Here is a 25,314-nt window from a genome sequence, read left to right as displayed (position 1 = left end):
GATGTCGGCTACGGGGGGAGGATCGGTTCAGGGCCGGGTGTCGTTCGACGGGCTGGCAATTGCCCTCGTCATGTTCATCATGTTCACCTGGGGGCTTAACCAGGTTGCCATCAAGATCGGCAATCGCGGCTTTAATCCCATGCTCATGGCCGCAGGTCGTGCAGCTTTGGGCGGCCTTTGCGTTTTTCTCTGGTGTTACTGGAAGCGCATTCCGCTGTTTGGCCGTGATGGCACACTGAAGCCAGGTATTCTGGCCGGTCTTCTTTTTGGTGTCGAATTTGTTCTGATCTTTCTGGCGATGGAACTGACCAGTGTGGGACGTGTCACGCTGATGATGAATGTCATGCCGTTCTGGGTCGCTATCGGCAGTCATTTTCTTTTGGGCGAACGAATGTCCATGCGTGCCTTCATAGGCATGTGCGTGGCGTTTCTTGGTGTTTTCGTGGTCTTTTCAGATCATATCAGCCGTCCCGGCCCCAATGCGGTCTACGGCGATCTGCTTGCGCTGATTTCCGGTATGCTTTGGGGAATGACCACGCTCGTCATTAAGCGGTCTAAGCTTGCAAGTGCTGCGCCTGAGAAGACGTTGCTTTATCAGCTTGCCGTAGCAGCACTCGTGCCGTTGCCATTCATGTCTTTGAGCGGACCATTGATCCGCGATCCCGATATGCTCTCAGTTCTGTCATTTCTATTTCAGTCAATGTTCGTGGTAGCTGTGACATATCCATTGTGGTTCTGGATGGTGCGTCGGTATCCGGCGTCCAAATTGTCCAACTTTGCATTCCTAACGCCAGCTTTCGGCGTACTCCTCAGTGGATTGCTGCTCAATGAACCACTGGGTTGGAAAATCTTTGCCGCACTCGGTCTGATCGGGCTAGGCCTCATTATCATCAATCGACCAGCAAAAGCCGGAGCCGCCCGATGAAACTCGTTCTCTTTGATTGTGATGGCACGCTTGTCGATAGTGGTGACACTATTCACCATTGCATGGTCGCCAGTTTTAATGACGCTGGACTTGTTCCGCCTGAAATCGAGCAGACCCACTCAATCATCGGTCTTTCTCTTCCAATCGCTATTGCGCGGTTGCTCGGTCGCGAAGTTGACGAACAGGCGCACTGGCTCACGCAGCGTTACAAGGAAAACTTTGTAAAGTACCGTCAGAACCCTGATTTTGCAGAGCCGCTTTATGACGGTATTCTGCCACTTCTGACTGAGCTTGGCAGTCGCGATGATTTGTTGTTGGGTATCGTTACCGGTAAGTCGCAGCGTGGCGTGCGTTCGATTTTCGAACGTCATGGCATTGGACATCATTTCATGACCGTTCGTACCGCCGATGATTGCCCGTCCAAGCCTCATCCGGCTATGGTGCTTGAATCCTGTGCCGAAATGGGGATAGAACCAGAGCGAACAATCGTGATCGGCGATGCGATTTACGATATGCAAATGGCTCGTTCAGCGGGTGCGCGTGCCGCTGGTGTTTCGTGGGGCTATCATAAGCCCAACGCACTGAAAGATGCAGGCGCCCATTATGTCATGAACAAGCCTGAAGAGCTTCATGCGATTCTGCATGAAATGGATGCTTTCGCATCCTGACCTAAAATAATTGGATATTATTATGCGCGACACTCTGAGCGATCCCCAAGCTGAAATGCCGATTTCGCAAACCGACCCGGTAAAGCGCTCTCAGGAACTGATGCGCACACCGCTGCCGAAGCGCTTTTATGAAAAAGCTGAAGTTGCCGAAACCGAAGGCGGGTTCACCGTGCATCTCGATGGTCGTCCGGTCAAAACACCGGCACGGGCTGTTCTGCTTCTCCCAACAAGCGAAGCTGCGGAAATTATTGCGGAAGAATTCCGTGCACAGGTGGAAGTTATAGATCCTTCCAAAATGCCTGCAACGCGTTTGGTGAACACCGCGATTGACGGCATTGCACAAGACCCGCAAGCGGTTTTAGAAGACATTCTGCGTTTTGCCGGAACGGACATGATCTGTTACCGCGCCGCGAGCCCGAAAGAGCTTGTTGCGCGTCAGACCGAACAATGGGACCCATTGATCGAATGGGCTGAGAGCCTTGGCGCACGTTTTGCGCTTGCAGAAGGTGTGATGCATGTCGAACAGTCACGCGAAGCGATTTCAGCTTTCGGCATTCATCTGTCGGAATTCAAGAATCCTATTGCGCTGGCATCGCTCCACACGATGACCACGCTGACCGGCTCCGCACTGATTGCATTGGCAATTGCCAAAGGTGAAGTCTCTGTCGAAGACGGTTGGAACCGTGCCCATCTCGATGAAGACTGGACCGTCGAACATTGGGGCGAAGATGCTGGAGCGCAGGCACGTCGTAAGACGCGTCTAGGCGAAATGATGGTCGCAGCCCGCGTACTTCAAGCGCTCTAGTTATTATTTATCTAATAGCTGTAACAAACTGTATAAAAAGAGAAAACCCGGCTTTCGCCGGGTTTTCTTTCGCGCGCCTTCTGGCACGTCGTTCCCCTCGGTAACTCAAGCGCATCCCCAAAATCGTAAAACGGTTTTCGCATAAGAGGCGCTTTAAAGAAGTAACCGGAGCGCGTGGCAATCTCTGATTGCCACGCGCAATCCCGATTAAACCGAGTAGTACATATCGAACTCAACCGGATGCGGCGTTGTTTCATAACGCAGCACTTCAGCCATCTTGAGTTCGATGAAGCTATCGATCTGGTCGTCCTCGAATACGCCACCAGCCTTGAGGAATTCGCGATCCTTGTCGAGCGCCTGCAGGGCTTCACGAAGCGAACCGCAAACGGTTGGGATCTTCTTCAGTTCCTTTGCAGGCAGATCGTAGAGATCCTTGTCCATGGCCTGGCCCGGATGAATCTTGTTCTTGATGCCATCAAGACCAGCCATCAGCAGCGCTGAGAAGCAGAGATATGGATTTGCTGATGGATCCGGGAAGCGAACTTCAAGACGCTTCGACTTCGGCGACGAACCGAATGGAATACGGCAGGAAGCAGAACGGTTGCGAGCCGAGTAAGCCAGCAGGACTGGAGCTTCATAGCCAGGGACCAGACGCTTGTAGGAGTTGGTCGATGGGTTGGTGAATGCGTTCACAGCCTTGGCGTGCTTGATAACGCCGCCGATGAAGTACAGGCAGTTTTCCGACAGACCGGCATATTCATTGCCAGCGAAGGTTGGCTTGCCGTCTTTCCAGATCGAGAAGTGAACGTGCATACCCGAGCCGTTGTCGCCGAAAACTGGCTTTGGCATGAAGGTTGCAGTCTTGCCGTAGGCATTGGCTACCTGATGCACGACATATTTCTGGATCTGCATCTTGTCGGCGTTGCGGACGAGCGTGTCGAATTTTGTACCCAGCTCGTGCTGAGCTGAAGCCACTTCGTGGTGATGCTTTTCAACCGTTACGCCCATTTCCGTCAGAACGGTGAGCATTTCGGAGCGCATGTCCTGAAGACTGTCCACTGGTGGAACAGGGAAGTAACCACCCTTGACGCGTGGGCGATGGCCCATATTGCCGGTTTCGTAATCGGTATCATCGTTCGATGGCAGTTCGGTCGAATCGAGCTTGAAGCCGGTGTTGAACGGATCGACCTTGTACTTGACGTCATCGAATACGAAGAATTCAGCTTCCGGGCCGACGTAAACAGTGTCGCCAATGCCGAGCGACTTCATGTAGGACTCAGCCTTCTTTGCAGTCGTGCGTGGATCGCGGCCATAAGCTTCACCCGAAATCGGATCAAGAATGTCGCAGAGAATTACCAGTGTGGACTGAGCAAAGAACGGATCAATGTGAGCCGTTTCCGGATCTGGCATGAGAACCATGTCGGATTCATTAATAGCCTTCCAGCCACCAATCGAAGAGCCGTCGAACATGACGCCATCTTCAAACATCTCTTCATCGATCAGGCCGACATCCATCGTAACGTGATGCAGTTTGCCTTTTGGGTCTGTGAAGCGGAGGTCAACAAACTTGACGTCGTTGTCTTTGATCTGTTTCAGAATGTCATTGGCAGTCGTCATTTTGGTATCCTGTTTGCACGACGATGGTCGGTAGACTTGGTTTCGTTAGATCGCGTCCACGCCGGATTCGCCGGTACGGATACGGATAACTTCTTCGATATTGGAGACGAAAATCTTACCGTCACCAATGCGGCCCGTCTGGGCTGCCTTGCGGATAGCTTCAATGGCGCCATCGACGGTTTCGTCGGCGACGATGACTTCGACTTTCACTTTTGGAAGAAAATCGACGACATATTCCGCGCCACGGTAAAGCTCGGTATGGCCCTTCTGTCGGCCGAAACCCTTGGCTTCAATTACAGTAATACCCTGCAAACCAACTTCCTGAAGGGCTTCCTTCACTTCATCGAGCTTGAAAGGCTTAATGATGGCTTCGATCTTTTTCATCAGAGAATTGTCTCCGCTCTTGTTCGGAAATGGACATTGTGCCCGTTTCGTAAATATAGAAGCATGAACTGTGCCAACTCGATCTATGCCGATCAAATTTTTTAAGTTCCTTGCTTTTTCAAGCAAAAATTCCCGAAGTTGCCCTGTCACTCCCAGAGAAAATGGCACCAAAGTCAAGGCTAGCGCATTTTCAGTAATTTCAGAAGTGCAACTTTCTTTGGCCCAGAGTGGCATTATTATTGTCATTGAGACAAGGCTGTCCGTATGAAAGATATTCAACAAGGTTTCGAGCTTGTTAGCGATGCATAAAAAATAGACAAAATGCGCAGAAGTTAATCAATCTTGATGGAGCGCAAGTGCCGCGTAATTAATCACTTCGATAATAAGGGGAAGTGGAAGCCATGTTTGAACTGCTGACGCCAGCGGAAATGTCGAGTGCGGATAGACTGACTATCGAATCTGGCACGCGTGATGGTTTTTCACTGATGCTTGCCGCCGGTCATGCGGTCGCGCATGTGGCTCTGGGCATGTTTGCAGGTAAGGGGCCGATAGCCGTTCTTTGCGGACCCGGAAATAATGGTGGCGATGGTTATGTAGCCGCGCAGTTTCTGCTTGAGGCTGGCATGGATGTCATGTGCTTTGGAACTGCGCAGCCCCGGCAGGGCTCCGACGCGATGCGGGCATTGCTGTTCTATAAAGGAGAAGTGCGTCGGCTCAGTGCGTTTTCGCCGGTCGATTTTGCAGGCGTTATTGATGCGCTATATGGTGCAGGCCTCACGCGTAGCATCGGGGGTGTCGAAGCTTCCGTTATTGGAGAGTTAAACGCATCCGGCATTCCGGTTATAGCTGTCGATTTACCGAGCGGCATTTCCGGTGCGAGCGGTCAAATATTGGGTGGAGCCGTCGATGCGCGCGCAACGGTGACGTTTTTCCGCAAGAAACCGGGCCATTTGCTGCAACCGGGCAGGGCACATTGCGGAATTCTTCATGTTGCAGATATTGGCATTGCTGATGACGTTTTGACCACTATCAAACTCCAGACATTTGAAAACTCACCTGAGCTTTGGCGAAGTCAGCTGCCGCAGCTTTCAATCAACACGCATAAATATAGTCGTGGTCACGCGGTCGTCTTTTCCGGACCTGCGCATTCAACGGGTGCCGCGCGACTGTCAGCAATGGCTGCGGCACGGAGCGGTGCTGGGGCAGTTACACTTTTATCTCCGCCTGATGCACTTCTGACAAATGCTGCGCATCTGACGAGCATCATAGTACGCGAAACCCGCAATATCAAAGAAGTAGAGACATTTGTGAAGGATCGCAAAGTCGCTGCCTGTGTGCTCGGTCCGGGATATGGCAGCCCGTCATTTGCGCGAGATCATGCTTTGGCACTCCTTTCCGCCATTGATGGGCAGGCAGAATATTTGAAAGGGCTGGTGCTCGATGCGGATGGCATAACGGCATTTGAAAATAAGCCAGATCAGCTTTTTAAGGCCAAGCGCAGTGCGCATACGGCTCTTGTGCTCACGCCACATGAAGGCGAGTTCCGACGTCTTTTCCCGGATATTGCTGCGGAAGCAGATAGTTCAAAGACGGATAAAGCGCGTCAAGCCGCAAGCCGCGCCAATGCCGTCGTGATCTATAAAGGCCCGGATACGGTGATTGCTGCGCCTGACGGTCGTGCCATTATCAACGCAAACGGTACAGCGTTTCTCGCAACAGCTGGATCCGGCGATGTACTGGCGGGTATTGTTTGCGGACTGCTTTCACAGGGGATGCCAGCCTTTGAGGCGGCAAGTGCAGCTGTGTGGATACACGCTGACGCTGGACGACGCTTCGGTCACGGGCTTATTGCAGAGGATTTGCCGAACCAACTGCCCGCTGTCTGGTCTGCACTTGAACGATTAGCGCCCTGAGCTGCGGCTACCACCGGTTCCGACATCGACGGAAACACTGCCGGAAATCGAAACATCGGTATTGCCAACGCGGAAGTTTTTCCAGCTTCCGGCGGGTTGCGAATTGGGTTCCGGGGCAGGCGGAGGCGCAGATACAATAGGCTTCTGCGGTTCTACGCCTGGCAACCCTGTCGGTGCTTGGTCTTGAGCAAAAGCGCTAGCTGATAATACTGTTGAGGAAACAGCAGTAAATATTAGAAATCGCTTCATATTCTCAATCCTTATTTCAGACCTGATCTGCAACTGCTTCCAGAAGCTGTTCAGCCATATTGAGCGTGAACTCATCATAGTGAGAGATGACGCGGCTCGGTTCATAGTGCTGTACCGGCAAGTCAGTATAACCGAAATCGACGGCAACCACAGGGATACCAGCTGCTTTGGCGGTGTCGATGTCTGTACGGCTGTCGCCAACCATGATGGCGCGGTCGCGATTTCCGCCCGCTTTGGCAATCGTATCTGTCAGGTGGCGTGGGTCAGGCTTGCGATAAGCAAAGGTATCTGCACCACAAATTGCTGCAAAACGGTTTGCTTCACCCATAGAAGTCAGCAATTTGACGGCCAGAGCCTCAAACTTGTTTGTGCAGACAGCTAAGGTGTAACCATTAGCGCTGAAGCGATCCATCGCTTCAAGAACGCCAGGATAAAATATCGAGTGACCCGGCATATGCGCTGCATAATGTTCGCGGAACTCTTCGACAAGGTGATCAAGCTTCACGTCATCGACCTGCTTCTGCTGTGCTGCAAAAGCGCGCTCGATCATGACGCGGCCGCCTTGTCCAACAAAGCGGCGCAGAGATTCACTATCAGCGGTCCGCAGGCCTGAAATAGCAAGGCAATGATTCAGACTGTCCAAAAGGTCCGGAGCCGTTTCGACCAGGGTTCCGTCGAGATCGAAAACGATAATGGGCTTGGAATTGACAGCAGACATGTGACTTCCTTCAGGAATGATACTTGCGAGCGCATTGCTAAACGCTTTCTCAAATAGGCCAAATTGCTCGCAGAAACGAGAGCCTATCGCAAAAATCGCGATATTTTGTATTGAGCGCTTTGTTGCGCTGCACGCACATGCTAGAGGCGTTCACGGAGCCGGGTGAGAATCCGCTGGGAATATAGGAATTCAGGCATGGATGAAGCACGCAAGCTGAAAATCGCCGCCGCTGCAGAGGCACTGACGCACGTCAAGGACGGAATGCGTCTGGGAATTGGAACAGGCTCAACTGCCGAAGAATTCGTGCGTCTGCTGGCCGAAAAGGTAAACGGTGGTTTCAAGATCATCGGTGTGCCGACCTCTGAGAGGACTGCTGCTCTTTGCGCTGAACTCGGTGTTCCACTGACGACACTCGAAGAAACGCCGCATCTCGATCTGACCATTGACGGTGCGGACGAAGTCGATGCCGATCTGTCTCTTATAAAGGGCGGCGGTGGTGCGCTTCTTCGTGAAAAGATTGTCGCGGCTGCATCCGACTCAATGATTGTTATTGCGGACGGATCGAAGGTTGTTGAAGCGCTTGGACGCTTTCCGCTGCCGATTGAGGTTAATCGTTTCGGTCTTGGCGCAACTTTGCGCAGCATTGAGTTGGCAGCATCGCAATGTGGCCTTGCAGGTCCACTGGTCCTGCGGTTAAAAGATGGCTCGCCGTTTGTAACGGATGGTGGACATTATATCGTGGATGCATCTTTTGGCCGCATTCCCGATCCAAAGATTCTATCTGACGCTCTCTTCGCCATACCGGGCGTTGTTGAGCATGGACTTTTCATCGGACTGGCACGGGCCGCGATTATCGCAGGCGCTGACGGTATCCGAACCATGAACCGGCCTTGAAGCGCCGACACGAATTGTTTGAACGGAGTACCGACCATATGATCCCGGCAACTGGCTTCCGCCGTCTGATTGCACCGTTTTCCGCACTTGTCCTGATGTCAGGCGTTCATGCGGCTTCTGCACAGGAAATTTCCGCTTCGCATCTGGAAGCTGCACGCGCAGCAATCGCTTCTATCAATGCGACGGAGCAGTTTGATGAGATCCTGCCAAGTGCAGCTCGCGCTCTGAAGGGCGAACTCATCCAGAAAGATCCGAATCTCGAAGCTCTCATCACCAAGACCGTTGATGACAAGGCTCTCGCTCTTGCGTCGCGTCGCGCAGACCTCGAAACCGAATCTGCCCGCGCTTATGCAAACGCATTCAGCGAAGATGAACTCAAGGCAATTTCGGCTTTCTACACCTCGGAAGCAGGCAAGAAGCTTCTCGCTGAAGGCCCAATCGTGACTCGTGAAGTCGTTAAGGCTGCAAATATCTGGCAGAACGGCATTGCTCGTGACCTCGCAACCGGTGTTGCAGAAGTTCTCGCAGCGCAGGCTGGCGCAACTGCTGCCCCAGCTACCCCTGAGCAGCCAGCGCAGCAGTAATTGCTTGCAGTAAACTAAAATTTAGAAGCCCGGCGACTTGGCCGGGCTTTTTCTTTTGCTTACATAAAGCGCAGTGTTGATTTTGAATGGAGAGCACCATGGCCAGCTACGATTATGATCTTTTTGTTATCGGCGGTGGTTCCGGCGGTGTCCGGGCAGGGCGTGTGGCCGGTGCCATGGGCAAGAAGGTTGGTCTGGCCGAAGAGTATCGCATGGGCGGAACATGCGTTATCCGTGGTTGTGTTCCCAAGAAGCTCTTTGTCTATGCTTCGCAATTTCCCGAGCATTTTGAAGACGCCGTTGGCTATGGCTGGGAAGTTGGCAAATCGAGCTTTGACTGGAAGAAACTGATCGAAGCCAAGGACAACGAAATTACCCGCCTTGAGGGCCTTTATCGAAAAGGTCTGGAAAATTCCAAGGTCGATATTTTTGCAAGCCGCGCCGAGCTTATCGATGAGCATACTATTGAGCTGAAAGCAGATGGTCGTCGCGTAACCGCTGACCAGATTCTGATTGCAACCGGTGGGCACCCAAGTGTGCACGAATCCCTTCCAGGCGCAGAATATTGCATCACTTCCAACGAAGCATTTCATTTGGAAGAACTGCCGAAAGCAATCGTGATTGCAGGCGGCGGTTATATCGCGGTCGAGTTTGCCAATATTTTCCATGGTCTGGGCGTTGAAACCACGATTGTCTACCGCGGCAAAGAAATCCTGTCGCGCTTTGATCCCGATATCCGTCATCTGCTCCATGAAACGATGGAAGCAAAAGGCATCCGTATCATCTGTGGTGCAGTTTTTGAAAAGGTCGAAAAGCAGTCTGATGGCGAACTGAAAGTTTCTCTGACCGATGGCGAGACACTCAATGTCGGTCAGGTCATGATGGCTATCGGCCGCAAGCCTAACACGAAGGGCCTTGGTCTCGAAAAGGCTGGCGTTAAAACCGACGCGCAGGGTGCTATCGAAGTCGACGACTATTCGCGCACCAGTGTTTCCAATATTTGGGCCGTCGGTGACGTTATCAATCGCGTTCAGCTGACACCGGTGGCAATCCATGAGGCTATGTGCTTTCTCGAAACAGCCTTCAAGGACAATCCAACCAAGCCGGATCACGAGCTGATCGCCACTGCAGTCTTCTCGCAGCCTGAAATCGGCACCGTTGGATTGCCGGAGGATGAAGCTGCGAAGAAGTATCCAGAATTGGAAGTCTATCGCGCCTTGTTCCGCCCGATGAAGAACACGCTGTCAGGCCGTAACGAAAAGATGCTGATGAAGCTCATCGTTGACGCCAAGAGCCGCAGGGTTGTTGGCGCCCACATCATGGGGCCGGATGCCGGTGAAATGGCACAGCTTCTGGGCATTTCGCTCAAGGCTGGCGCAACGAAGGATGACTTCGACCGCACCATGGCCGTTCACCCCACAGCGGCTGAAGAACTGGTCACGATGTACAAGCCGACCTACCGTGTTGTGAACGGAGAAAAGGTCGACGGCTAAATCTTTCGTCGCACGCTGATCCTGTTAACGATTCTTGCTGGTATAAAGCGAGCGACTACATTATATCAACGCGATCACGTATGCCGGTTTCCGTGTTTGGGCATTGAGTTGTCCAATAGAAGCGGATGCCGGCTTTCGTGTTAAGGAGGACAAAATCCGAGAGAAATCGCGCGGATAATTAAAACAGGTGTGAAATGACGAAGAACTGGACCCCGAATTCCTGGAGAGACAAACCGATCAAGCAAGTGCCGTTTTATCCAGACGCACAGGCTCTGACCGATGTTGAAGCTCGCCTTCGTACCTATCCACCGCTCGTATTTGCAGGTGAAGCCCGCAAGCTGAAGAACCAGCTCGCGGATGTTGCCGAAGGCAAGGCATTTCTGCTTCAGGGCGGCGATTGTGCGGAGAGTTTCGCAGAACATGGCGCGGATAATATCCGCGACTTTTTCCGCGTCTTTTTGCAGATGGCCGTTGTCCTGACGTTTGGTGCCTCCAAGCCTGTTGTTAAGGTTGGCCGTATTGCTGGTCAGTTCGCCAAGCCGCGTTCTTCCGACATGGAAACGCTCAATGGCGTCGAGCTGCCATCATACCGTGGCGACATCATCAACGGCATCGATTTCGATGAAGCTTCGCGTATCCCTGATCCGCAACGTCAGGACATGGCTTACCGCCAGTCTGCTGCAACGCTGAACCTGCTGCGTGCATTCGCGCAGGGTGGTTACGCTAACCTTGAGAACGTGCACCAGTGGATGCTCGGCTTTGTTGGCAAAAGCCCGCAGGCAGAGCGCTATGCAGCACTGGCTCAGCGTATTTCGGAAACGATGAACTTCATGCGTGCCATCGGGATAACCTCCGATAGCAATCATTCGCTCCGTGAAACCGATTTCTACACCAGCCATGAAGCATTGCTGCTTGGCTATGAAGAAGCGCTCACACGCGTCGATTCGACCTCTGGCGACTGGTACGGCACTTCAGGTCACATGATCTGGATTGGCGACCGCACACGTCAGGCCGATCATGCGCATATCGAATATTGCCGTGGCATCAAGAACCCGCTCGGTCTGAAATGTGGCCCATCGCTGCAGCCGGATGATCTCATCCGTCTGATAGATCTTCTCAACCCAGAAAACGAAGCAGGTCGTCTGACGCTCATTGCTCGTTTCGGTTACGACAAGGTCGGCGATCATCTGCCACAGCTGATCCGTGCTGTTGAACGTGAAGGCCGCAAGGTCGTCTGGTCTTGTGACCCGATGCACGGCAACACGATCACCGCAGGCGGTTACAAGACGCGTCCGTTCGACCGCATCCTCAAGGAAGTGGAATCCTTCTTCGCGATTCATCGTGCTGAAGGTTCGCATCCGGGCGGAATCCATGTCGAAATGACTGGCAAGAACGTCACCGAATGCACCGGCGGCGCTCGCGCAATTTCGGCGGAAGACCTGCACGACCGTTACCACACGCATTGCGATCCACGTCTCAACGCGGATCAGGCGCTGGAACTGGCCTTCCTTCTGGCAGAATTGCTCAAGAAGGAACGTGACTCAGGTGCGGAAAAGCAGGCCGTTAACGCCTAGTCGGATCAAACCACATCAATTCAATACAGGGCGGAGGATTTATCCTCCGCCCTGTTGTGTTTCGGCTGAATTCGCTTATTGATTTTGGCGAAAACTCACTTGGGGGCATCGATGAAGCGGATTATTCTGGCGTTTCTCAATTCAATGCGTGCTCTCCGGCATTTGGCCAAGCACGAGAAAGCGGTTCAGCAGGAGCTTGTCCTGTTTCTGCTTTCGTTGCCAATCGCATTTTTCCTGGCTCCTAGTGCGCTGGCATTCTTGCTGATGACGGGATCGATCCTGTTCCTCATTCTGGTTGAAGTGCTCAACACGGGTATTGAGGCCACTTGCGATGCAGTCTCGCGTGATTTTCATAAAGAAATTCAGATTGCCAAGGATTGCGGGTCGCTCGCCGTCCTGATCGCGATTGTGTTTGTAGCTGCCACATGGGGCTATATTCTTATTACGACCTATATGATCTGACAAAGAACAGCCGTTCTTGAACTCCATCCGTTGCAATTAATTGCACAAGCGCGCTAAAGCTTGGGCATGATCAGCACCAGCGAGAATCTCGATATGCTTCGTATTGCCGTTGCACAGCTCAATCCTGTTATGGGCGACATCGCCGGAAATCTTGCAAAGGCTCGTGCAGCCCGCGCAGAAGCAGCCAAAATGAACGCCGACCTTGTGATGTTCACCGAGTTGTTCATTGCAGGTTATCCGCCGGAAGATCTTGTGCTGAAGACTGCCTTTGTCGCGGCCTGTGAAAAGGCCGTTGGTGAGCTAGCAAAAGACACCGCTGATGGCGGTCCGGGCGTTATTATCGGCACGCCTATGCAACGCAATAGCGGTTTGCATAATTCGATTGCTGTACTGGATGGCGGCGAAATTATTGCCGAGCGTTTTAAGGTCGATCTGCCGAACTACGGCGAATTTGACGAAAAGCGCGTTTTCCAACCGGGTCCAATGCCAGGTCCGGTGAATTTCCGCGGTGTGCGCATTGGTATTCCGATTTGCGAAGATATCTGGGGCGATCTCGGAGTAGCCGAAACGCTAGCTGAAAGCGGCGCTGAATTTCTCTTGGTGCCAAACGGCTCGCCTTATCACCGCGCCAAGATCGAACGCCGCTATCAGGTCGTTTTGAAACAGGTTATCGAAACCGAACTTCCGATGCTCTACGCCAATCAGGTTGGCGGGCAGGATGAGCTGGTCTTCGATGGTGGTTCCTTTGTGTTCAATGCCGACAAGACCCTTAGCCTGCAGATGCCGCAATTTGCGGAAGCGATTACGCTGACTGTCTGGAAGCGGGACGGCGAGGGCTGGCATTGCGAAGCAGCTGAAAAGGCAAAGCTGCCAGAAGGTTTGGAAGCTGATTATGCTGCCTGTATGCTGGGTCTGCGTGATTATGTGAACAAGAATGGCTTCAAGGATGTCGTGCTTGGTCTGTCAGGTGGTATCGACTCCGCGATTTGCGCGGCGTTAGGTGTCGATGCGCTGGGCAAGGATCGCGTGCGCTGCGTGATGCTGCCATATCGCTACACCTCGGAAGAGTCGCTGAAAGACGCTGCTGATTGCGCGAAGGCGCTCGGCGTGCGTTACGATATTGTGCCTATCGCAGAGCCTGTCGAAGGCTTTCTGTCTGCATTGAAGCCAATGTTTGAAGGCACTGAGAGCGGCGTTACTGAGGAAAATCTGCAAAGCCGCGCACGCGGCACTATCCTTATGGCAATTTCCAACAAGTTCGGTTCGATGGTTGTGACCACGGGCAACAAGTCGGAAATGTCGGTAGGTTATGCAACGCTTTATGGCGACATGAATGGTGGCTTCAACCCCATCAAGGACGTCTATAAGATGCAGGTTTTTGCTCTGTCCGAATGGCGCAACAACAATGTTCCGGTTGGCAGCCTTGGCCCTTCTGGCGAGGTTATCCCGACAAACATCATCACAAAAGCGCCATCCGCAGAATTGCGTGAAAACCAGACAGATCAGGACAGTCTTCCGCCTTATCCGGTACTGGACGACATTCTCGAATGCCTCGTTGAAAACGAAATGAGCAATGCAGAGATTGTTGCGCGTGGCCATCAGCTTGAGACGGTGCAAAGGATCGAGCACCTGCTTAATCTGGCCGAATACAAGCGCCGCCAATCTGCGCCTGGTGTCAAAATTACCAAGAAGAATTTCGGACGTGATCGTCGTTATCCAATAACGAACCGCTTCCGCGACCGCTGAGAGATTTCATAATGACCGTAACAGTTCGTTTTGCACCGTCGCCGACGGGGTATATTCATATTGGCAATACACGTACCGCACTTTCAAACTGGCTTTACGCCAAGAAGAACGGCGGCAATTTTATTCTGCGTTATGATGATACAGACGTTGAACGCTCCAGGCAGGAATATGCCGATGCTATTGCCATTGATCTCGCATGGCTGGGTGTTACGCCTGACCGGATCGAATATCAGTCAAAGCGCTTTGATGTGTATGCCAAGGCTGTCGAGAAGCTGAAGCAGGCCGGTCTTCTCTATGCCTGCTATGAAACGGCCGACGAACTCGAACGCCGTCGCAAGCTTCGTCTCGCGCGTCGTTTGTCGCCAGTCTATGGCCGCGAAGCTCTGAAGCTGACCGATGACGAAAAGGCAGCTTTCGAAGCTGAGGGCCGCAAGCCGCACTGGCGCTTCCTTCTACCAAACTTTGAAAGCGATCCTTTCGCAACCACACGCACCGAAGTCCATTGGGATGATCTGGTGCGTGGGCCACAGACTGTAGATCTGGCTTCCATGTCCGATCCGGTTCTGGTTCGCGAAGACGGCACTTATCTCTATACGCTGCCATCGGTTGTTGATGATATTGATCTTGGCATCACCCACATCATCCGTGGTGACGACCATGTCACTAATTCGGGCGTGCAGATTGCAATTTTCAAGGCGCTCGGTGCCGAACCGCCGGTCTTTGGCCACCACAACCTGCTCACCACGGTTTCTGGCGAAGGGCTTTCCAAGCGCTCTGGCGCTCTTTCGGTCGGTAGCTTACGTGAAAGCGGTTATGAACCTATGTCGGTCGCTTCGCTGGCCATTCTGATCGGAACATCCGAGTCCGTTTCGGCAGCGATCGATATGGATGCCTTGGCAGAACGTTTTGATCTTGCTGCGATTTCAAAATCATCGGCAAAGTTTGACCCAGCAGAACTTGATACGCTTAACCGCGCTTTGCTGCATGATATGCCTTTTGAGAAAGCGAAAGAGCGTCTCGAAGCACTCGGCATTTCAGGCGATAAGGCAGAGGCTTTTTGGGCAACTGTTCGTGGTAACCTTGAGCGTTTCAACGATGCGGCTCATTGGTGGCAGATCATCAATGGCGATCTGCCGGAAAAGCCGGAGCTAGCCGAAGAAGATCAGGTGTTTGTGCAGGAAGCCTTTAAACTGCTACCTGCTGCTCCTTGGGATAAGCAGACCTGGAAAACATGGACCGATGCTGTGAAGATCGCGACGGGACGCAAGGGCAAGACATTATTCATGCCCCTGCGTATCGCACTTACGGGGCAGGCGCATGGTCCGGAGCTTGCGGACCTACTGGTTTTGATTGGTCCGGATAGAACGAAGATCCGACTACTCTAACTTTCGAGCTTTCCGTATAGGTGCGCTCCGCTGGCGGTGTGGTTGCTGTCGGAGCGATATAGTCAGTTGGTTGAACTTTTGGTTGTGATGTCGGCGCGTAACTCGATTCCGTTGCTTCGTATGGTGGAACAACGAAATCTTCGACCGGTTCACTTACAGTTTTCGCGACTTTAGTCTGGTCGTTTTTAGATATTTTGTTTGAGGCTGTTTTTCTGGGAGCAGCCTTCTGCGCTTTTCGAGCGGGTGCCCAAGTCGCCGAACATGCCTGAACATATCGACCAGCGTGCGATCTGCCAGCTATCGTGGCATTTAGCTCAGAGAGCTGGTTTTCAAGAGTTTTAACGTCCGACTGCAGTTTATCCGCTCGCGTCTTAAGGCGCGTGCACGATGTGGATTTGCCCGCACTGAAACAGCTTTGCTTTGATAGTTCAGTACGAGTCCGTGCAAGCTGAGCTTTGCTTTGTTCAAGTTTTGCTTTCGTCGATGCAACATTGCTCGACAATCGCGCTTTCTCTTTTGGAGAGCATTGCTGCACCGGTTGGGTGGTTGTACAGCCGGCTATCAATAATGCGGTCGTTAACACCATCGCTGGCGATGCCAGGCGAAAAAAACGTCTACAAGCAATCTTCATAGAACAAGCCCGTCCTGTTTGTTCGTACGTATCGATTGTTATGTATTGTATTTAAGAAAGCATAAACGCCAAGTACGATTATTCATACTTGGCGTTTATTATACATTGATAATATATATTATAGCAAGTTCTTATTCTATTTTACTTCTTCAATTCTCCCGAGCGCTGAAGTGCTTCAACAACTGCCAGAGCGGTCATATTCACAACGCCACGCGATGTAACTGACGGCGTAAGGATGTGGGCAGGGCGCGCTGTGCCGAGCAGAATTGGCCCAACATGCAGTGCATCAGTCACCGTCTTGACCACGTTTAGCGTGATGTTTGCCGCGTCAAGGTTCGGGAAAACCAGAAGGTTTGCTTCGCCCTTGAGGCGCGAGTTCGGGAATACGCGATCCCGCAAAGCTTGCGAAAGCGCAGAGTCGCCATGCATTTCACCATCAGATTCAAGCTCTGGAGCTTTTTCTGCCAGCAACGCTGCGGCCCGACGCATCTTCTCTGCACTTGCGGATTCTTTCGATCCGAAGTTGGAATGTGAAACGAGTGCAGCCTTTGGTTCAATTCCGAAACGGCTGATTTCCTTGGCAGCCAGAATTGCCATTTCAGCGATTTCTTCGGCTTCCGGTTCTACGCTGACATAAGTGTCGGTGAGGAACAGTGCGCCGCGCTGCGAAATTAGCAGGCTGAGGGCAGAATAATCGCTGATACCTGGAAGCTTGCCGATAATCTGCTTCACGACGCGCATATGGCGCTCAAAGCGTCCTTCCAGACCACAGATCATGGCATCTGCTTCATCGCGCATCACAGCCAGCGCTGCAATTGCCGTCGAGTTGGTACGTACGATTGTACGTGCCGCCTCAGGGGTCACACCCTGACGGCCCGTATAGGACAGATAAAGGTCGACATAATCACGGTAACGTGGATCATCTTCCGGATTGATAAGATCGAAATCAGTGCCTGGACGAATCTTTAGACCGTAGCGCTGAAGGCGTGTTTCGATAACGTGTGGACGACCAACGAGGATTGGTGCAGCAATACGTTCTTCGATAACCACCTGAGCAGCACGCAATACACGTTCATCTTCACCGTCAGCATAGATCACGCGCATCGGCTTGCTCTGCGCGCGGGCTGCCGCGAAGACTGGCTTCATGATGAGGCCGGAACGGAAGACGAAGCGGTTCAGCCTGTCGGTATAAGCTTCCCAGTCTTCGATTGGACGCGTTGCAACACCGCTTTCCATCGCAGCCTTGGCAACCGCAGGAGCGATACGCAGGATCAAACGCTGATCGAATGGCGATGGGATAATGTGATCTGGTCCGAAAGTCGGTGTATCACCCGAATAGGCCCGGGCAGCAACATCAGAAGGTTCTTCGCGAGCCAATGCTGCAATAGCACGAACCGCTGCGAGCTTCATTTCTTCATTGATTGCAGTCGCACCCACATCAAGTGCGCCACGGAAGATGTAAGGGAAGCAGAGGACGTTGTTGACCTGGTTCGGATAGTCTGAACGTCCTGTGCAGATCATAGCATCGGCGCGTGCTTCGCGCGCAGCTTCCGGCATGATTTCTGGATTTGGATTAGCCAGTGCCATGATCAATGGCTTTTCAGCCATCTGCTTGAGAAGCTCAGGCTTCAGAACACCAGCCGCCGACAAGCCGAGGAAAACGTCTGCGCCGCCGATAACATCGGCCAGCACGCGTGCGTCGGTCTTCTGTGCGTACACTTCCTTCCAGCGATCCATAAGCGTATTGCGGCCTTCATAGACCACGCCTTCAATATCGCAGACAAAGATGTTTTCGCGCTTGGCGCCAAGATTAACCAGCAGGTTAAGACAGGCAAGCGCCGCAGCACCAGCGCCTGAAGTTACAATCTTGGCAGTGCCAATTTCTTTTCCAGCCAATTCCAGTCCATTGAGCACTGCGGCGGCGACAATAATTGCCGTTCCATGCTGATCGTCATGGAAGACCGGAATATTCATTTTGGCGCGCAGTTGCTCTTCAACTTCAAAGCATTCAGGTGCCTTGATGTCTTCGAGGTTGATACCGCCAAAGGTCGGTTCGAGCGCGGAAACAACATCAACGATACGGTTGATTTCATGTGCATCGACTTCAATGTCGAAAACATCGATATCTGCAAATTTCTTAAAGAGAACGGCCTTGCCTTCCATCACTGGCTTGGATGCAAGTGCGCCGATATTGCCAAGGCCAAGAACCGCGGTGCCGTTTGAAATAACTGCGACCAGATTGCCGCGCGCCGTATATTCGGCAGCAGCAGCGGGATCTTCATGGATGGCGAGGCAGGGGGCGGCGACGCCTGGCGAATAAGCAAGCGCAAGGTCGCGCTGATTTCCGAGCGGCTTGGTGGCTTGAATTTCCAGCTTGCCCGGCTTCGGGTAGCGGTGGAAGAACAGGGCCGCTTCGTCAAAATCCGAACGCGTGGAAGTGGAGGGGGTCTTTTTATTCGTCATTATCGCATCGCTTTCCGGTTCATGCGCGCAGCTGGGGGAGGAAACCGCGCAGGGACGCTTATTTGCGTCTTTTGAGCCATTATCGTTCTTATCTCAAACTATCAAATCACTATAGGCCCGATTTCGAGAAGCAGTTATTCCGCAGTTGAATGGTATTTCGAGTGAAACAGCTTCTTTTATGGCAACAGACATGCCACCAAGCCAATGTCGCAATCAACCGGATTTTGGTTGACGCGCGGAAATGTCCACCTGTTCCGCGCTTTTTTACCACTCAAATAATTGCGACCTTAATTTTACCGGGAATATCGCTTCGATTTTGAAAATTTGTGTCCCTCATTATCTGGGATAATTTATATAAGAAATTACTTTAATAGCTAACTATATAGCACTGTTTCGTTTAATTTTTGGAGGCTTATACTTAGTAAAATTCAGTAAACAGACTAGGATATATGTGTCATGCGCAGTGGCCTTGAAAATATTGTCGTCGCCGAAACCGGTTTGTCGGATGTCGATGGTCTTTCGGGAAAACTCATCATTCGTGGGCGATCGCTCGATAATCTTGTTCCTCATACCAGTTTTGAGGATTGTATTGAGCTTCTATGGGATGGCTTGTTTGATGACATTCCCAAGGGAGAGGAACTTCAGCGTGCGCTCGGTGAGGCTCGTGCTCAGATTTTTCATCACACCGATGCAATAGACGATGTGTTGCTTGAACTGCCGCCGATAGAAGTCGTGCGTGCGCTGATGGCCAGAATCCCCGACGGAGATGACCTTACAGCCGCTCTTTATATGGTTGCAGTTCCGGCTGTTTTCACTCCTGCCATTATGCGTATGAAACGTGGACGACAGATGCTGTCTCCCGATCCTTCTCTTCCGCATAGCGTCGACTTTCTACGTATGATGAATGTCAGGATGCCGGAGGAAATTGATGTTCAGGCCCTCAATAGCTACCTCGTATCTGTTTCTGATCACGGTTTGAATGCATCGACCTTCGCTGCCTGTGTGGTTGCTTCGACACAGGCGGGGATGACGTCATCAATTCTGGCCGCAATCGGCGCTTTGAAAGGCCCACTTCATGGCGGAGCACCTGCTCCTGTGCTTGATATGTTGGACGCGATTGGAAATGCCAAGAATGCAGAAGTTTGGCTGGATAGGGCTGTTTCCAAAGGTGAGCGTTTAATGGGGTTTGGTCATCGGATTTACCGCATTCGTGATCCCCGGGCCGATGTAATCAAAGCTGCGCTTCATCGCATTATAGAGAGCAAAAACGCTAACAAAGACAGGCTGCATTTGGCTGAGGCGGTGGAAACTGCAGCAATCGCTGTGTTGAATAAGCATAAGCCGGAACGAATGCTGTCAACCAATGTCGAATATTACACGGCTTTACTGCTTGAACAGCTTGATATCCCTCGCGCAGCTTTCACCTCCGTATTTGCCATGGGGCGAACTTTGGGTTGGGTTGCACACTGCCGTGAACAAATAAAAGAGAACAAACTTATTCGTCCACAGTCGATCTATGTTGGCCCAAAGCTTGATACAGTCACTTAGTTTTGCATCGACATATTTGATCTCAGCCTCTGAGATAAACATTCAGATATATTGAAAATTCTATTTGAGAGACGCGAAGTTATTGGCTTTGCGTCTCTTTTTTAACCGTCATATGTCTGTGACATGAATCGGGTTTTCTGCGCTCAAATCCGGGTTGCCATCGGAAGGACAACCAAATGAGCGATGAACAGACTGAGTCAAAGAAATACCGCACTCTGTTTATTTCTGACGTGCATCTTGGCTCCAAGGCGGCTCAGGCCGAACTTTTGCTGGACTTCCTGCGTTGCCATGATGCTGAAACGATCTATCTGGTTGGTGATATCGTTGATGGCTGGCGTCTGCGACGCAACTGGCATTGGCCACAGGAGCACAACGATGTTGTGCAGAAGCTTCTGCGCAAAAGCCGCAAGGGCGCGACAATCATTTATATTGCCGGCAACCACGATGAGTTCCTGCGCAATTTTCAGGGTACGCATTTTGGCGGCATCGAAGTGATGAACCGCGGTATTCATGAAGCGGCGGACGGACGTAAATTCCTCGTCATTCACGGCGATCAGTTCGATGTTGTGGTGCGCAATGCACGCTTTATCGCCTATCTCGGTGACTGGGCTTATGATACGGCCATCTGGATCAACACGATCATGAGCCGCGTGCGTGCAATGTTTGGTCTGCGTTACTGGTCGTTTTCGGCATGGGCTAAATTCCGCGTCAAGAAAGCGGTCAACTTCATCGGCAAGTTTGAAGACGTGGTTTCAGAAGAAGCACAACGCATCGGCGTCGATGGTGTTATCTGCGGCCACATCCATCATGCGACCATCGAGAAGATGAACGGCGTTGAATATATCAACACCGGCGATTGGGTAGAAAGCTGCACAGCGGTTGTCGAGCATTTCGATGGACGTATGGAATTGCTCGAATGGACTGAGCGTCTGGGCCAGAAACCATCACTCCCTGCCGTGCAAGACGCAAATCCAGGTGGAAGAATAATCAGGCTTCCGAGAGCAGCCCGAAAAGCGGTGAATGGCAGCAGATGAAGAAACTAGTCATCGTAACAGACGCCTGGCATCCACAAGTAAATGGCGTTGTGAGAACGCTGGCAAAATGCTGTGAACTGATGACCGAACGTGGCTATGAGGTGATTGTCATCTCTCCACAGGATTACCGTTCGGTACCTTGTCCGACATATCCCGAAATTCGTCTGGCCATGACGACCCCATCAGCCTTCCGCCGACGGCTCGTGAAATTGCAGCCGGACTATGTGCATATCGCCACCGAAGGTCCGCTGGGCTTCATGGCGCGGCGTGCATGTCTTAAAATGGGTTGGAGCTTTACAACAAGCTTTCACACCCGCTTTCCTGAATATCTTCAGGACAGGTTTCCAATTCCGCCAAAGTGGACTTATGCGTTCTTGCGCCGCTTCCATAATGCGGCGTCGCATACACTTGTTCCAACCCAATCAATCCTCGACGATTTGCATGGACGTGGTTTTACAGGGCTGGAGCTTTGGACCCGCGGTGTTGATCGCACGCTTTTTCATCCACGCGACGATGTTAAAAGGGACCTACCGCAGCCGGTCTTTATCTGCGTCGGACGCGTAGCAACAGAAAAGAACCTGCCAGCATTTCTGGAGTTGAAACTGCCGGGAACGAAATTGATCGTCGGTGATGGTCCGGCACTCGACGATTTGAAAACCCGTTTTCCTGAAGCCGTTTTCATTGGCAAGAAAGAGGGCAAAGACCTCGCGCGTGTCTATGCATCGGCGGATGTGTTTGTGTTTCCGAGCAGAACCGACACGTTTGGCCTCGTTCTGCTGGAAGCCATTTCGTCGGGCCTGCCTGTGGCGGCATTTCCCGTACCGGGATCATCCGATGTTGTGGGCGCAACAGGAGCGGGGGTTTTGTCCGAAGATTTGCATGAAGCATGCATTGCGGCACTTGAAATGCCAGCCTTTGATCCCGCTGAAGTGCTCAAGCCTTTCACATGGGAAGCCTGTGCGGACATCTTCGAAAACGTTCTGTCGTCAACGAAGAGTGTCGCACAACCTTTCAGCAGAACCGAGAATCAACCCCAGACAGTCGCCTCTGGCGGATAAACCAGCGCCCCGTCATAGCGCAGTCCAGGATCACGGTCGTGTGCCAATAACAGCGGACCGTCCAGATCAACGACATCGGCTTTCTGCGCCAGTAAAACGGCAGGCGCCATGCCAAGCGATGTACCAACCATGCAGCCAACCATGATTTGAAGTCCGAGCGAAGTAGCCTTTTCGCGCATAATCAAACCTTCGGTCAGGCCACCAGCCTTATCGAGCTTGATATTCACGGCATCATAGCGCTTGGCGAGATCTTCCAAACCGACCGACGTATGAACGCTTTCATCGGCGCATATAATCACCGGGTGTTCGATGCGGCTTAGAATATCATCTTTACCGGCGGGCAGGGGCTGTTCAATCAAAACCACGCCTGCTTTGGCTGCGGCCGCCATATTTTCTTCGATATTATCTTCAGTCCAGCCTTCATTTGCATCGATAATGATGCGGCTGTTTGGAGCCGCATCGGCAACTGCGTGAATACGCTCGATATCGTTGTCGCCGCCCATTTTCACTTTGATTAGAGGGTAATGCGCGACCTTCGCGGTCGATTCTGCCATTTCTTCGGGCGTTCCGAGCGACACTGTAATGGCGGTTTCCAGCGCCCGCGTTGGTGTGCCAAGTGTATCGGCGACACTCTTGCCAGAGAGTTTGGCTTCCAGATCCCACATTGCACAATCAACCGCATTGCGGGCCGCACCTGCTGGCATGAGCGTCTGAATATCCTGACGTGTGGCACCGCTTTCAATAGCTGAGCGCACGGCTTCAATTTGTTCGCTTACGCTCTCAATTGATTCGCCATAACGTGCATATGGAACGCATTCGCCGCGCCCCAATAGGCCATTATGCCCGATCTCGCATACGATCACTGCGGCTTCAGTCTTCGAGCCGCGGGAGATTGTGAATTTCCCGGCGATGGGATAGCGTTCATGAATGATTTTCAAGCTATTGTGCATGGATATGCCCTTTAGGACGCAGTATTTCGGTCGTGCAACGACTCGTGTATGAGGTTAGGCCATGTTGACCGACACTGCCGACAAAGCAAGTACTGCTGCCAATGTCGCGCCAAAGATTGATTTGGCCGAGCACGATGGCGCGCGTCTTGTTAGCCTGAGTGGACGCTGGGTTTCCCAAAGCGTCAATTTCGTTGACAAGAAAATGCGCGAGCTTGAAAAAGTTGGCGGTTCGCAGGCAGTCATCATAGATGCGACTGACGTGGCGGGCCTCGACACGGCTGGTGCATGGCTCATAGAGCGTCTGCGTCAGAGGCTGAAGTCGCAAAATATCGATGTTCGTCTTGAGGGTGTTAAGCCCGCCTGGCTTCCGCTTATGGAAGAGGTCGGTAATGCCGTCGAGCGTACACTTGATGTGCCGCAAGTCAAAAAGCCATTCGTCATTATTCGTATGCTGGAATCGCTGGGCCGAGGCGTCGTCTCGATCTATGACGATTTCAAAATGGCCATGCATATTCTTGGCGCTACCATCCGTGGAGCTCAGCTGAAAGCTGGTCGCGGCAGTGGTATTCCTATCCCGGCTATTGTCACACAGATGGATCGTATGGGCGTTGGTGCCATTCCGATCATTATACTTATGTCGACGATTGTCGGTGCGATTATCGCACAGCAGGGTGCCTTTCAGCTCCGCTATTTTGGCGCTGAAATCTTTGTTGTCGATCTGGTCGGTATTCTTGTACTGCGCGAACTGGGTGTCTTGTTGACCGCCATCATGATTGCTGGCCGCTCAGGAAGTGCGATTACCGCTGAAATTGGTTCGATGAAAATGCGCGAGGAAACAGACGCGCTTACGGTTATCGGTCTTAATCCGGTCGGCGTTTTGGTGTTTCCGCGTCTTGTGGCACTCGTCGTCGTTCTGCCGCTGCTGACAATCATCGCCGATCTTGCGGCTTTGATTGGTGCTGCAGGCGTTGCCTGGTTTTACTCAAATATTTCACCGGAAGCTTTTATCAGCCGTCTGCATGATGCAGTGGCGCTCAATACATATTTCGCTGGCCTCATTAAAGCGCCGTTTATGGCAATGATCATTGGCATTCTCGCCTCGGTTGAAGGCATGAAGGTCGGCGGCAGCGCAGAATCGCTTGGGCGTCGCGTTACTGCTTCTGTGGTCAAAGCGATCTTTGTCGTAATCGTAGTAGATGGCATGTTTGCCATGTTCTATGCCGCTATTGATTTTTAAAAGTGTGACGATCCGTTGTTTTTATGGGCTATTTCGGACACAGTCAGAGATAAATCAGACTTGAGATTCTCGCTTGCGGTTCAGTCTCAGAGCAAGCTCGGATAAAGAATAGGTATGGAGAGCAGTATCGATCAGCAGCCACAATCACACGACGAGGAAAGCAATCAGGCGCCCGTGCCGATCATATCGGTGCGTGATGTTACTGTTTCTTTCGGCGGTCGTGCGCCTGTTCTCGATAAGCTGTCGCTTGATATATACAAGGGCGAGGTGCTTGGCTTCATCGGACCGTCCGGTTCCGGTAAGTCGGTGCTTATGCGCACAATTCTCGGACTGAATAAAAAGCAGTCTGGAGATATCGAGATATTGGGCAAAAACATCGATCGTCTGGGCGACGTCGAGAAAATGGCCATCGATATGCGCATGGGTGTTCTGTTCCAGCATGGTGCGCTTTTCTCAGCGCTGAATGTACTGGAAAACATTCAGGTGCCGATGCGTGAATATCTCGATCTTTCACCAAAGCTTATGGATGAGCTTGCGCGTTTGAAGATCGATCTGGTGGGACTGAAACCGGATACAGCTGAGAAATTCCCGTCAGAGCTTTCAGGCGGCATGATCAAGCGCGCAGCACTAGCCCGCGCACTGGCTCTTGATCCCGATATCGTCTTCCTTGATGAGCCGACTTCGGGTCTTGATCCGATCGGTGCAGCAGACTTTGACGAGCTGATTGCGAACCTTCGCGATACAATGGGACTGACTGTCTATATGGTCACCCACGACCTCGACAGTCTGTTTGCGATTTGCGATCGCATTGCAGTTTTGGGCAACAAAAAAGTGTTGGTCAGCGGTTCCATTGAAGACATGCTGACTGTAGACGATCCATGGGTTAAATCCTATTTTCAAGGCAAGCGCGCGCGCCAGATTGACACTTCGGCGCCAAGCAGACGGCGGCCGGGTAGCCGCTTGCAGACTGGATAAG

General features: G+C 52.1%; 22 protein-coding genes. 16 read left to right on the top strand and 6 right to left on the bottom strand.

Annotated elements, in window-relative coordinates; genetic code table 11:
* Nucleotide 1: 1 nt before the first annotated feature.
* From QSJ70_RS23430 to QSJ70_RS23420, 3 genes are read left to right on the top strand one after another with little or no spacing between them, the layout of a single operon-like run.
* Nucleotides 2-925 (top strand): DMT family transporter, encoded by a 924-nt coding sequence (locus tag QSJ70_RS23430; RefSeq protein WP_079211840.1) that lies wholly within the window; start codon nt 2-4, stop codon nt 923-925.
* Nucleotides 922-1,593 (top strand): HAD-IA family hydrolase, encoded by a 672-nt coding sequence (locus QSJ70_RS23425; RefSeq protein WP_285540089.1) that lies wholly within the window; start codon nt 922-924, stop codon nt 1,591-1,593. The genes QSJ70_RS23430 and QSJ70_RS23425 overlap by 4 nt, the downstream gene beginning before the upstream one ends.
* 22 nt (nt 1,594-1,615) lie before the next feature.
* On the top strand, nt 1,616-2,398 hold the full coding sequence (locus tag QSJ70_RS23420) for an ATP12 family chaperone protein (RefSeq protein ID WP_285540087.1): 783 nt from the start codon (nt 1,616-1,618) through the stop codon (nt 2,396-2,398).
* Between the two features lie 207 nt (nt 2,399-2,605).
* Here QSJ70_RS23420 and glnA read toward each other — a convergent pair whose 3' ends face one another.
* Both glnA and QSJ70_RS23410 read right to left on the bottom strand, forming a co-directional pair.
* Nucleotides 2,606-4,015 (bottom strand): type I glutamate--ammonia ligase, encoded by a 1,410-nt coding sequence (gene glnA / locus QSJ70_RS23415; RefSeq protein ID WP_007874907.1) that lies wholly within the window; start codon nt 4,013-4,015, stop codon nt 2,606-2,608.
* 45 nt (nt 4,016-4,060) lie between these two features.
* Nucleotides 4,061-4,399 carry a P-II family nitrogen regulator gene (locus QSJ70_RS23410; protein ID WP_007874909.1) on the bottom strand — a complete coding sequence of 113 codons (339 nt, stop codon included), beginning with the start codon at nt 4,397-4,399 and terminating at the stop codon, nt 4,061-4,063.
* Nucleotides 4,400-4,800: 401 nt separating this feature from the next.
* Between QSJ70_RS23410 and QSJ70_RS23405 the strand changes: the two genes are divergently transcribed.
* Nucleotides 4,801-6,312 (top strand): NAD(P)H-hydrate dehydratase, encoded by a 1,512-nt coding sequence (locus QSJ70_RS23405; RefSeq protein WP_285540084.1) that lies wholly within the window; start codon nt 4,801-4,803, stop codon nt 6,310-6,312.
* Here the strand turns inward: QSJ70_RS23405 and QSJ70_RS23400 are convergent.
* Both QSJ70_RS23400 and QSJ70_RS23395 read right to left on the bottom strand, forming a co-directional pair.
* Nucleotides 6,301-6,561 (bottom strand): hypothetical protein, encoded by a 261-nt coding sequence (locus QSJ70_RS23400; protein ID WP_151561764.1) that lies wholly within the window; start codon nt 6,559-6,561, stop codon nt 6,301-6,303. The two genes, QSJ70_RS23405 and QSJ70_RS23400, sit on opposite strands and share 12 nt — an antisense overlap.
* 16 nt (nt 6,562-6,577) lie before the next feature.
* A complete protein-coding gene (locus tag QSJ70_RS23395; RefSeq protein ID WP_112804805.1) occupies nt 6,578-7,279 on the bottom strand; it encodes an HAD family hydrolase in 702 nt (233 codons plus the stop codon).
* Nucleotides 7,280-7,474: 195 nt separating this feature from the next.
* On the opposite strand from QSJ70_RS23395, the gene rpiA reads away from it, so the two are divergent.
* From rpiA to gltX, 7 genes are all read left to right on the top strand, one after another.
* Nucleotides 7,475-8,173, top strand: a complete 699-nt coding sequence (gene rpiA, locus QSJ70_RS23390; RefSeq protein ID WP_112804802.1) for a ribose-5-phosphate isomerase RpiA — start codon at nt 7,475-7,477, stop codon at nt 8,171-8,173.
* 38 nt (nt 8,174-8,211) lie between these two features.
* A complete protein-coding gene (locus QSJ70_RS23385) occupies nt 8,212-8,757 on the top strand; it encodes a DUF2059 domain-containing protein (RefSeq protein WP_064320600.1) in 546 nt (181 codons plus the stop codon).
* Nucleotides 8,758-8,855: 98 nt separating this feature from the next.
* Nucleotides 8,856-10,250 carry a glutathione-disulfide reductase gene (gene gor / locus QSJ70_RS23380; RefSeq protein WP_285540079.1) on the top strand — a complete coding sequence of 465 codons (1,395 nt, stop codon included), beginning with the start codon at nt 8,856-8,858 and terminating at the stop codon, nt 10,248-10,250.
* Nucleotides 10,251-10,444: 194 nt separating this feature from the next.
* Nucleotides 10,445-11,824, top strand: a complete 1,380-nt coding sequence (locus QSJ70_RS23375; RefSeq protein WP_007874927.1) for a class II 3-deoxy-7-phosphoheptulonate synthase — start codon at nt 10,445-10,447, stop codon at nt 11,822-11,824.
* Nucleotides 11,825-11,935: 111 nt separating this feature from the next.
* Entirely contained in the window at nt 11,936-12,286 is a 351-nt protein-coding gene (locus QSJ70_RS23370; RefSeq protein ID WP_007874929.1) for a diacylglycerol kinase, read from the top strand.
* Nucleotides 12,287-12,352: 66 nt separating this feature from the next.
* Entirely contained in the window at nt 12,353-14,032 is a 1,680-nt protein-coding gene (locus QSJ70_RS23365) for an NAD+ synthase (RefSeq protein ID WP_064320604.1), read from the top strand.
* Nucleotides 14,033-14,043: 11 nt separating this feature from the next.
* Entirely contained in the window at nt 14,044-15,417 is a 1,374-nt protein-coding gene (gene gltX, locus QSJ70_RS23360; RefSeq protein ID WP_285540074.1) for a glutamate--tRNA ligase, read from the top strand.
* Nucleotides 15,418-16,189: 772 nt separating this feature from the next.
* Here gltX and QSJ70_RS23355 read toward each other — a convergent pair.
* A complete protein-coding gene (locus tag QSJ70_RS23355; RefSeq protein WP_007874938.1) occupies nt 16,190-18,511 on the bottom strand; it encodes an NADP-dependent malic enzyme in 2,322 nt (773 codons plus the stop codon).
* A 456-nt stretch (nt 18,512-18,967) separates the two neighbouring features.
* Between QSJ70_RS23355 and QSJ70_RS23350 the strand changes: the two genes are divergently transcribed.
* From QSJ70_RS23350 to QSJ70_RS23340, 3 genes are all read left to right on the top strand, one after another.
* Complete coding sequence (locus QSJ70_RS23350; RefSeq protein WP_285540071.1) at nt 18,968-20,059, top strand: citrate synthase/methylcitrate synthase; 1,092 nt, start codon at nt 18,968-18,970, stop codon at nt 20,057-20,059.
* Nucleotides 20,060-20,235: 176 nt separating this feature from the next.
* A complete protein-coding gene (locus tag QSJ70_RS23345) occupies nt 20,236-21,093 on the top strand; it encodes a UDP-2,3-diacylglucosamine diphosphatase (protein WP_285540069.1) in 858 nt (285 codons plus the stop codon).
* Nucleotides 21,090-22,151 carry a glycosyltransferase family 4 protein gene (locus tag QSJ70_RS23340; protein WP_112804792.1) on the top strand — a complete coding sequence of 354 codons (1,062 nt, stop codon included), beginning with the start codon at nt 21,090-21,092 and terminating at the stop codon, nt 22,149-22,151. The genes QSJ70_RS23345 and QSJ70_RS23340 overlap by 4 nt, the downstream gene beginning before the upstream one ends.
* Here the strand turns inward: QSJ70_RS23340 and dgcA are convergent.
* The gene (dgcA, locus tag QSJ70_RS23335; protein ID WP_285540066.1) at nt 22,121-23,101 is read right to left on the bottom strand and encodes an N-acetyl-D-Glu racemase DgcA; all 981 of its coding nucleotides are present in this window, start codon (nt 23,099-23,101) and stop codon (nt 22,121-22,123) included. The genes QSJ70_RS23340 and dgcA overlap by 31 nt on opposite strands.
* 61 nt (nt 23,102-23,162) lie before the next feature.
* On the opposite strand from dgcA, the gene QSJ70_RS23330 reads away from it, so the two are divergent.
* Together QSJ70_RS23330 and QSJ70_RS23325 are read left to right on the top strand one after the other, a co-directional pair.
* Nucleotides 23,163-24,338, top strand: a complete 1,176-nt coding sequence (locus QSJ70_RS23330; protein ID WP_064320610.1) for an ABC transporter permease — start codon at nt 23,163-23,165, stop codon at nt 24,336-24,338.
* A 114-nt stretch (nt 24,339-24,452) separates the two neighbouring features.
* Entirely contained in the window at nt 24,453-25,313 is an 861-nt protein-coding gene (locus tag QSJ70_RS23325; protein ID WP_007874947.1) for an ABC transporter ATP-binding protein, read from the top strand.
* Nucleotide 25,314: the final 1 nt, after the last annotated feature.

The sequence above is a fragment of the Brucella sp. NBRC 12950 genome (assembly GCF_030268145.1).
Taxonomy (GTDB): Bacteria; Pseudomonadota; Alphaproteobacteria; order Rhizobiales; family Rhizobiaceae; genus Brucella.
This window is presented reverse-complemented; position numbering and strand designations above follow the sequence as displayed.

Coding starts and splice junctions, on each gene's coding strand:
- QSJ70_RS23430 (WP_079211840.1), top strand. CDS start 2: ATGTCGGCTACGGGGGGAGGATCGGTTCAGGGCCGGGTGTCGTTCGAC.
- QSJ70_RS23425 (WP_285540089.1), top strand. CDS start 922: ATGAAACTCGTTCTCTTTGATTGTGATGGCACGCTTGTCGATAGTGGT.
- QSJ70_RS23420 (WP_285540087.1), top strand. CDS start 1,616: ATGCGCGACACTCTGAGCGATCCCCAAGCTGAAATGCCGATTTCGCAA.
- glnA (WP_007874907.1), bottom strand. CDS start 4,015: ATGACGACTGCCAATGACATTCTGAAACAGATCAAAGACAACGACGTC.
- QSJ70_RS23410 (WP_007874909.1), bottom strand. CDS start 4,399: ATGAAAAAGATCGAAGCCATCATTAAGCCTTTCAAGCTCGATGAAGTG.
- QSJ70_RS23405 (WP_285540084.1), top strand. CDS start 4,801: ATGTTTGAACTGCTGACGCCAGCGGAAATGTCGAGTGCGGATAGACTG.
- QSJ70_RS23400 (WP_151561764.1), bottom strand. CDS start 6,561: ATGAAGCGATTTCTAATATTTACTGCTGTTTCCTCAACAGTATTATCA.
- QSJ70_RS23395 (WP_112804805.1), bottom strand. CDS start 7,279: ATGTCTGCTGTCAATTCCAAGCCCATTATCGTTTTCGATCTCGACGGA.
- rpiA (WP_112804802.1), top strand. CDS start 7,475: ATGGATGAAGCACGCAAGCTGAAAATCGCCGCCGCTGCAGAGGCACTG.
- QSJ70_RS23385 (WP_064320600.1), top strand. CDS start 8,212: ATGATCCCGGCAACTGGCTTCCGCCGTCTGATTGCACCGTTTTCCGCA.
- gor (WP_285540079.1), top strand. CDS start 8,856: ATGGCCAGCTACGATTATGATCTTTTTGTTATCGGCGGTGGTTCCGGC.
- QSJ70_RS23375 (WP_007874927.1), top strand. CDS start 10,445: ATGACGAAGAACTGGACCCCGAATTCCTGGAGAGACAAACCGATCAAG.
- QSJ70_RS23370 (WP_007874929.1), top strand. CDS start 11,936: ATGAAGCGGATTATTCTGGCGTTTCTCAATTCAATGCGTGCTCTCCGG.
- QSJ70_RS23365 (WP_064320604.1), top strand. CDS start 12,353: ATGATCAGCACCAGCGAGAATCTCGATATGCTTCGTATTGCCGTTGCA.
- gltX (WP_285540074.1), top strand. CDS start 14,044: ATGACCGTAACAGTTCGTTTTGCACCGTCGCCGACGGGGTATATTCAT.
- QSJ70_RS23355 (WP_007874938.1), bottom strand. CDS start 18,511: ATGACGAATAAAAAGACCCCCTCCACTTCCACGCGTTCGGATTTTGAC.
- QSJ70_RS23350 (WP_285540071.1), top strand. CDS start 18,968: ATGCGCAGTGGCCTTGAAAATATTGTCGTCGCCGAAACCGGTTTGTCG.
- QSJ70_RS23345 (WP_285540069.1), top strand. CDS start 20,236: ATGAGCGATGAACAGACTGAGTCAAAGAAATACCGCACTCTGTTTATT.
- QSJ70_RS23340 (WP_112804792.1), top strand. CDS start 21,090: ATGAAGAAACTAGTCATCGTAACAGACGCCTGGCATCCACAAGTAAAT.
- dgcA (WP_285540066.1), bottom strand. CDS start 23,101: ATGCACAATAGCTTGAAAATCATTCATGAACGCTATCCCATCGCCGGG.
- QSJ70_RS23330 (WP_064320610.1), top strand. CDS start 23,163: ATGTTGACCGACACTGCCGACAAAGCAAGTACTGCTGCCAATGTCGCG.
- QSJ70_RS23325 (WP_007874947.1), top strand. CDS start 24,453: ATGGAGAGCAGTATCGATCAGCAGCCACAATCACACGACGAGGAAAGC.